Origin of the sequence: Gordonia sp. (in: high G+C Gram-positive bacteria), assembly GCF_020438995.1 — a bacterium.
In the GTDB taxonomy this organism is placed as follows: Bacteria; Actinomycetota; Actinomycetes; order Mycobacteriales; family Mycobacteriaceae; genus Gordonia.
In genome coordinates this window covers 1-7,573 of record NZ_JAGQTN010000215.1, presented here as the reverse complement: position 1 = coordinate 7,573, position 7,573 = coordinate 1, and the positions used below count along the sequence as shown (strand labels likewise).

6 protein-coding genes are annotated in these 7,573 nt (G+C 65.9%); 5 read left to right on the top strand and 1 reads right to left on the bottom strand.

The features are described 5' to 3' along the window. From KDB67_RS15510 to KDB67_RS15490, 5 genes are all read left to right on the top strand, one after another. A partial coding sequence (locus tag KDB67_RS15510) for a MoxR family ATPase (protein WP_291017369.1) occupies positions 1-1,088 on the top strand: 1,088 nt, incomplete at its 5' end. A gap of 9 nt (positions 1,089-1,097) precedes the next feature. Next, a complete protein-coding gene (locus KDB67_RS15505; protein ID WP_291017367.1) occupies positions 1,098-2,621 on the top strand; it encodes a VWA domain-containing protein in 1,524 nt (507 codons plus the stop codon). Between the two features lie 86 nt (positions 2,622-2,707). Next, positions 2,708-3,931, top strand: a complete 1,224-nt coding sequence (locus KDB67_RS15500; protein ID WP_291017365.1) for an iron-containing alcohol dehydrogenase — start codon at positions 2,708-2,710, stop codon at positions 3,929-3,931. Between the two features lie 2 nt (positions 3,932-3,933). Further along, positions 3,934-5,391: a histidine kinase gene (locus tag KDB67_RS15495; protein WP_291017363.1), complete on the top strand. Its 1,458-nt coding sequence runs from the start codon at positions 3,934-3,936 to the stop codon at positions 5,389-5,391. An 86-nt stretch (positions 5,392-5,477) separates the two neighbouring features. After that, positions 5,478-6,098: a response regulator transcription factor gene (locus KDB67_RS15490; protein ID WP_291017371.1), complete on the top strand. Its 621-nt coding sequence runs from the start codon at positions 5,478-5,480 to the stop codon at positions 6,096-6,098. A 53-nt stretch (positions 6,099-6,151) separates the two neighbouring features. Here the strand turns inward: KDB67_RS15490 and mftM are convergent, their stop codons facing one another. Continuing rightward, on the bottom strand, positions 6,152-6,988 hold the full coding sequence (mftM, locus tag KDB67_RS15485; protein WP_291017361.1) for a mycofactocin oligosaccharide methyltransferase MftM: 837 nt from the start codon (positions 6,986-6,988) through the stop codon (positions 6,152-6,154). Between the last annotated feature and the right edge of the window lie 585 nt (positions 6,989-7,573).

Sequence of the window (7,573 nt, the reverse complement as noted above, 5' to 3'; positions counted from 1 at the left end):
TGGAGGGCCCGGCGGGCGTCGGCAAGACGGAATTGGCCAAGACGCTGGCAACGGTGACCGGGCGCGAGTTGCTGCGTCTGCAGTGCTACGAGGGGCAGGACGAGACCACTGCGCTGTACGAGTGGGACTACGGCAAACAGTTGCTGTACACCCAGGTGTTGCGCGAGAAGATCTCGCAGGTGGTCGCCGATGTCGACACGCTGTCGGAGGCGGTCGACCGGATCGGTGCCGAGGAAAGCGTGTTCTTCTCCGAGCGATTCCTGGCACCCCGGCCGCTCCTGGAGGCGGTGCGCTCGGAGAAGCCGGTCGTGCTGCTCATTGACGAGGTCGACCGTGCCGACGAGGCACTTGAGGCGGTGCTGCTGGAGTTGCTCGCAGAATTCCAGGTCTCGGTGCCCGAGATCGGAACCTTCGTGGCCAAGCACCCCCCGCTGGTGATTCTGACGTCCAACAACACCCGCGATCTGTCGGCCGCGCTCAAACGCCGGTGCCTGCATCTGTCGCTGGACTATCCGGCCGCCGACCGCGAGCTGGAGATCATCAAATCCAAGAACACCGGACTTTCGGATGCGCTGGCCGCCAAGCTCGTTCAGATCGTGCGTGGCCTGCGGGACCTGGATCTGCGTAAGGCCCCGAGCATTTCGGAGGCCATCGACTGGGCGCGCACCCTCGCGGTGCTCGGCGCCGACGAGCTCGATGCGGAAATCCTTTCGCAGACAGCAAATGTGGTGGTCAAGTACGATCGGGACCTCGCGCGTGCGGTCGATGCACTGCCGCGTCTGGTCGATCCCAACGCGCAAGTGCCCAGTCACCTGCATACCCACGACCATGGCCACGGTCACTCCCACGATCACGGCCATTCCCATGATCACGGTCACTCCCACGACGGGGGACATTCGCACGATCACGACCACAATGAACCGGGACGCGAGAAGCGTGCGTCGAAGGACGAGCCGGGCCGCCACGGCGACGACTACTATGGCGCGCCCGGGGACAGCAGCGACATCGGCAAGCGCACGGTGAGCGCGGGGCAGGGCAGCCGGTCGTTCGCCTCCCGCGGCGGCGGCGCGCGCAAGCGGCCGTTCTAGGGGCCCGGGATGGAAGGCGCGATTCATCGTTTCGTCCGGCTGCTACGACTGCACGGAATCCGTATCGGCGTGTCCGAGGCCATGGACGCGATGGCCGCGACTGCCGCACCGGAGATCCTCGGCGACCGTGAACTGCTCCGCTCGGCTCTCGAGGTGTGTCTGGTCAAGGACCGCCGCGACGAGGAGACCTTTCACGACGTGTTCGACAGGTTCTTCCGGTTGCTTCCCGTGCTGGAAAGTGATGATGGACACGGACATTCGCACACCCACGATGATCTTTCCGACAGCGGCGAGCTCAACGAGTACAGCCTCTCGGACGAGATCTCCCAGACCCCGCAACAGGGCCACAGCCACGGCCCGCCGTCCAATCTCAAGGACTATTTCGATCCGGAGGATCTGGCCGAGCAGTACAACCTGCATCAGGAGGCCAACCGGCTCGACATGGCGTCGCTGACCGACGAGATCGTGCTGTCGGCCGATGAGGTGCCCAATTCCGAGGCCGCCGCACGCGTTCAGCTCACGGTGTCGCGGTTGTCGAACCCCGGCAGACCGGGTGAGTTGGTGGCCGACGACCGGACCCGGCTCGACGTCGAGTTGTCGGTGGCGCAGGAGATGGCGCTGCTGAACTGGCTCGACAGCGAAGGTGACGACGTCACCCAGCCCGACGTCGAGGAGATCGCGGCATTGCGCCGCATCCTCGCCGGCCTGCTCGACGGTCTACCCGAAAAGCTGCGCGACCATCTTGAGCAGTTGATGGCCAGCGATCACGAGATCGAGGAACGCGAGGTCAAGGCCGAGGTCCGCGACGTCATCCACGAACACGAGCGGGCGAGCCTGGAGGATTCGATCCGCCGACTGATCCGCAGCCTGCACGGTGCGCCGAGGTCGCGGCGCAAGGTTGCCGCCCGCGGGTCGGTCGACGCCGCCCGCACGATGCGTGCCAACCTGCGCTACGACGGTGTTCCGTTCCGGCCGATCACCGTGGCCAAGGTGGAGGACCGGCCGAGCCTGCTGATCCTCGCGGACGTGTCGCTGTCGGTGCGCGCGGCGGCTCGGTTCACGTTGCAGCTGGTCCACGGCTTGCAGTCGATGGTCTCGCATGTGCGCTCGTTCGCATTCGTGTCGGATCTGGTGGAGATCACCGACCTGTTCGCCGAACATCCGATCGAGGAGGCGCTGTCCCTGGTGGTCAGTGGCCTGTCCAACGGCGGTGTCCTCGACACCTCTGCCGACTCCGACTACGGTGCCGCGCTGGGGAAGTTCCTGGAGGAATTCGGCGGCGCGGTCAACCGGCGTACCACCGTGATCGTTCTCGGTGACGGCCGCGGTAACGGAAGCGATCCGAATTTTCCTGCGCTAGAGGAGATTTCACGACGCGCGCGGGAGGTCATCTGGATCACCCCGGAGCCTTCGTACTCGTGGAAACTCGGCTCGTGCGATCTGCCCGGGTACTCCGAGTACTGCGATCGGGTCCACATCATCCACGATCTGGCGGCACTGGAACAGGTGTCGGTGGATGCGATCAAGGTCTGATCGCCGGACCCGAAGCCGCCCTGTCTCGTACCGCTCATTCCGCTTGCAACGCTGCTGCATGCCTGGCCGAAGTAATGTGGCTCGCAGTGTCAGTGGATGAGGTTTTTGAGCGGGTACCGCAGTCGCGGGCCGGGTTCACAGGTGAACAGCCGGCCCGCGATGTGGTGCGCGTGGCCAAGTTCCACGCGCCAGAGGTGATCATCGGCCGGGGCGCGCTCGCGGAGATTCCGCGTGCGGCAGAAGGCCTCGGACTGAATCGGCTCCTGATTGTCTCTGATCGCGGAATCGTCAGCACCCCATGGTTTTCCGAACTCAGCGACCGGCTCCATGCAGCGGGGATCCACACCTCCTCGTTCACCGGGATCAGTCCCAATCCGCGCGCCGGTGAGGTGGTGGCAGGGCTGGAACGCTACGGCATGGCCCGATGCGACGGGATCGTCGCGCTCGGCGGTGGGTCGGTGATCGACGCGGCCAAAGGGGTGGCGATCCTGGCCGCCAACGGTGGCCACATTCTCGAATACGAGGGCATCGACAAGGCCCGACATCCGTTGCCGCCCTTGCTTGCCGCCCCGACCACTGCCGGCAGCGGTTCGGACGTGTCCCAGTTCTGCATCATCAGCGACTCCGACCGGATGACCAAGGTGGCGATCATCGGACGCGGTCTGGTGCCCGACGTGTCGGTGATCGATCCCCGGGTGTTCGCGACGATGCCGCCCGAGGTGGCAGCACAGTCCGGGATGGATGCGGTGTCCCACTGCGTCGAGGCGTACGCCTCGCGTGCGCACACCAGACTCACCGACGGTGCGGCTCTGTCAGCGATCGGCACGGCATGGCGAAGTCTGGAACGGCTGGTGGACTCACCGGCCGACTCCGACGCCGGAATGGACATGGCGTACGCGGCGCTGCAGGCCGGAATGGCCTTCACCAACGCGATCCTGGGTGCCACGCACGCGCTCAGCCACCCTGTCGGTGGTATGTGCGACGCGCCGCACGGGGCGATCAACGCGATCATCCTGCCGCATGTGATCCGCTTTAACGCACAGGCCGACCCGTCTCCGTACGTCGATCTCGCGCGGGCGATCGGCCTGCCGGAGTCCCCGACGCCGCATGCGGCGGCCGAACGTTTCGCCGACGAGATGGCACGGCTGACCGCGCGGGTGGGGCTGCCGCAGTCGTTGTCGGCCTTCGGTGTGCAGGCCAGGGACATACCGTCGCTGACCGTCAACGCGCTGGCGGACGCCTGCATGCGGACCAACCCGCGGCGGCCGACCGTTGCCGATGTCGCCGCCATGTACCACGAGGCGCTGTAGCCATGCCGAACACACGCGCCCGGGCAGACGGCGCCATCGACTCGCGGGCACCGGAGAACCTCGTATCGGAGAATCCCGCACCCGAGACATCCGATGCCGAGTGGCTCAACTCGCTCGTCGGCCTGCATTCGGTCAAGGGCGGCCACTACGCCCAGTACCGTGGCGTGGAACAGCGGCTGAGCAGGGTCGTCGGTGCGCTCGACCGGATCTCCCGGGCACTCGTGGACACCGCGGAGGGGCCGCAGAACCTGGTGTTGTCGGTGGCCAGGGCGGTCAGCGAACACCTTGACGCCCAGTGGGTCGTGTTCGCGCTGTGCGACGGCGAACTCGAACGCACGGGTCCCCGGCACCTGATGATGTCCGCGGAAGGCACGGTATACGCCTTCGAGGGGGTGGCCAGTGCACGTGTACCCAGCAACCTGCCCGATGACGTCCTCAACCGTCTCAACGACATTCTGCGCCGGCAGTCCGGCCGGCTCGAACGCCCCGTCGTCGACCAGCACCATCTGCATCTGCCGCTGGAACTCGACGGACGCGTGGTGGGTGGCCTGTCGGCGTGGACGCGCCCGGGCTGTCCCGTGGACTCGGCCGACCTGGTGGTGATGCGGATCCTGGCCAGACAGGCGGTAGTCGCACTGCTCAACGCCGCGCTGCTGGAGGAGAGCAGGCATCAACTGGCCCGCGCGGAGGACGCTTACCAACGCGTCAGTGAACAGGCCGCGGTGCTGGCGGCGCGCAACGAGGACCTCGAACGTACCCAGCGAGAACTGTCGGCGGCGATGCGGCAGCGGCTGGTCACCGAGGAGCGCGAGCGGATCGCACGCGAGCTGCACGATTCGGTGACGCAATCGGTGTTGTCGGCGGGCATGCAGATCGAGGTGTGCCGGGTCGAGTCCGATCCGGCGACCGCAGCCAGGCTCGAGGTCGCCGGCCGGCTGACCAGGAACGCGGTCGAGCAATTGCGGTCGGTGATCTACGCGCTCAACCAGGCGCCGTCGGTAGGGGGTCTGAGCCTCGGCGAGATCCTGGACGAGCTGTGCTCGATGCATATGCCGGCCGACCTGCGGACCGAGGTCAGAGTCGTCGGGCGGGTCCGTGACCTGCCCGACGACGCGCAGCACGCCATACTGCGAATCGCGGGTGAGGCGCTGTTCAACACTGCGGTGCACGCCGAGGCCACCCGCGCCAAGGTCGTCTTGACCTACGGCGAACGGGATGTGGCACTGACCGTGGACGACGACGGTACCGGCGATCCGGGTCATCTGCGGCGCGTCCTGCAGGCGGCGATGCTCGGCGATCTGGCAGGCAGACACCGAGGGCTGGCCAACATGACGGCGCGGGCGAGTGATCTCGGTGGCATGCTGCGGATCAGGCGGTCGCGACTGGGCGGTATCCGGATTGCCGTCGAGTTGCCGGCCGCACCTGCCAGACCTGCCGGTTCTCAGGAGGCGAAACGATGACAACATATGGTGCACAAGGTGTTCCGCAACGGACCGCCCCGCCACTGGGGCGGCCCGTACACTCGGGCCACACCGCCGTCCGCACGATGCTCGTCGATGACCACGCATTGCTGCGGGAAGGAATCCGCTCGCTACTCGAGCGAGAGCAGGCGATTTCGGTGGTCGGTGAGGCCGATTCCTTCGACGCCGCCCTCGCCGAGATCGCCCGGTGCCGCCCGGACGTGGTCGTCGTCGACCTGAAGCTCAGCGCGGGCACCGAATACGAGGGATTGCGCCTGGTCACGGAGCTGACGTCGCGATACCCGAAGGTCGCGACCCTGGTGCTGACCACCTTCCTCGACGACGATCTGGTGGTGCGCGCGGTCAAGGCCGGAGCCCGTGGCTACGTTGTCAAGGACGTCGACACCACCGAGTTGGTCCGCGCCATCCAGGCTGTGTGGGGAGGTGGTAGTGCCTTCGACGCCCGCAGCGCCGCAATCGTGCTGCGGACGGTATCGGGTGAGGCCGATGCACCCGACGCGCTCACCGACCGGGAGCGTGAGGTGTTGCGGCTATTGGCAGACGGTATGTCCAACAAGGGAATCGGGCAGAAACTCTTCATCTCCGAGTCCACGGTGAAGTTCCACATCCGCAACATCATCCGCAAGCTCGGGGTGTCCAAGCGGACCGACGCCGTGTACATCGCCAGCAAGCGCGGCCTGATCTGAGCTCGCGGCCTGATCTGAGCTCGCCGCCTGATCTGAGCTCACTGTCCTGCCGGCTACCCATGCGGCGTGAGTACCAGCCATCCGCCGTGGTCGCTGAATACGTCGGCGCCCGCGTGGTCGACCTTTCCCGCCCATAGCCGCAGCTCATCCTCGGTGAGCCGGAGCAGGTGCCCGAAGTGCTCGGTCGGTACCTCCTCGAACGGCACCGCGATCACCACCCGTTGCCGGGCCACCCGCAGCGCCTCGCTTATGGCGGTGGTCGTGTCCTCGTCATCGAGGTGTTCGAGCAGGTGAATGAGGGTCACGGTGTCGACGTGGTCGTCGGGGTAGGGCAGTGCGACGGCATTCGCCACGGCGGCCTCCACGGTCAGTCCGAGACTCATCGAGGCGGTGGCGAGCAGGTCGATCGCACCCGGCGAGATGTCGCACGCGAGAACCGAACGCCCGTCGCGGGCGCAGGCGAGGGCGAAGAATCCGAAGCAGCACCCCACTTCGAGAATGTCATCACCGACGATCAACGACCGGGCCCGCAAGTGGACCGGACTGAACGGCGAAGTGCCGTCGGCCAATTCGTTGATCGAGTTCTCGTAGTACGCGCGCCAGGCCGCTGCCTTCGTGGGTGCCGACGAGCAGATCAGCTGGACGGCAGCATCCTCGAATTGAGTCTGGCCGTGCAGGACACCGAGCTCGACCAGTTCCGAGAGGGAGGACACCATCACCGAATCGGAGATGGTGAACTCGGTGAACGGGTGCGCGATCTCCACCCCGCCGGCGGTGCGACGCCACAACAGCGTGGCGCCGGTCGAGAAACCGACTTCGTCACCTTCTGTCGGCCTGACCAGCACGTTCTGGTGTTGTGACGTGGCCGTATCCGGATTCACAGTGGGCATGGGTCCAGCGTAGGTGCCTCGCGCACCTGCGTGAACTGGCCGAGAAGGCACCTTCACGCGGCCCGATCGGGCCCTGGGAACGTTGAATGACGTAGATCACATCAGCGCGATTTCGGTCGTGATCGGGTTCGGTGTCGATATTGTGCGCGATGAAACTCGCTCTACCTGCGAATACGCTCGCGGTAGTGACTGCTGACCTGGCGATTTGTTCTGCCCGTCATGATCGCGTAACTTTCTTCGAGTCAGAGCGACGCGGACAAGCGCCGGGGAGCCGGGCGAGGATGAAAGTCCTGGTCAGAGGCTTACGGGAGCGGGTTTTGGATTCGCGATGACCACCCTGATTCGGTTCCGGTGTGCAGAGGTTTGTGCACCGGGGTTGAGGGTGGGCCGAGCAGGTTCGGCCGGCGCGGCCTGGGTGACCGGGTTTGCGGCCGGGAACAGGGTCTGGTAGGCTGGGCGAGTTGCCCCGGAGAGGGTGACGAACTCCAAAAAATTTGAGCAGGGCTCGCTGAAGTTCGCCGGCTGTTGTGGTTGGTGGTGTTGGTGGGTGTGTGTTCTTTGAGAACTCGATAGTGTGTGACAAAC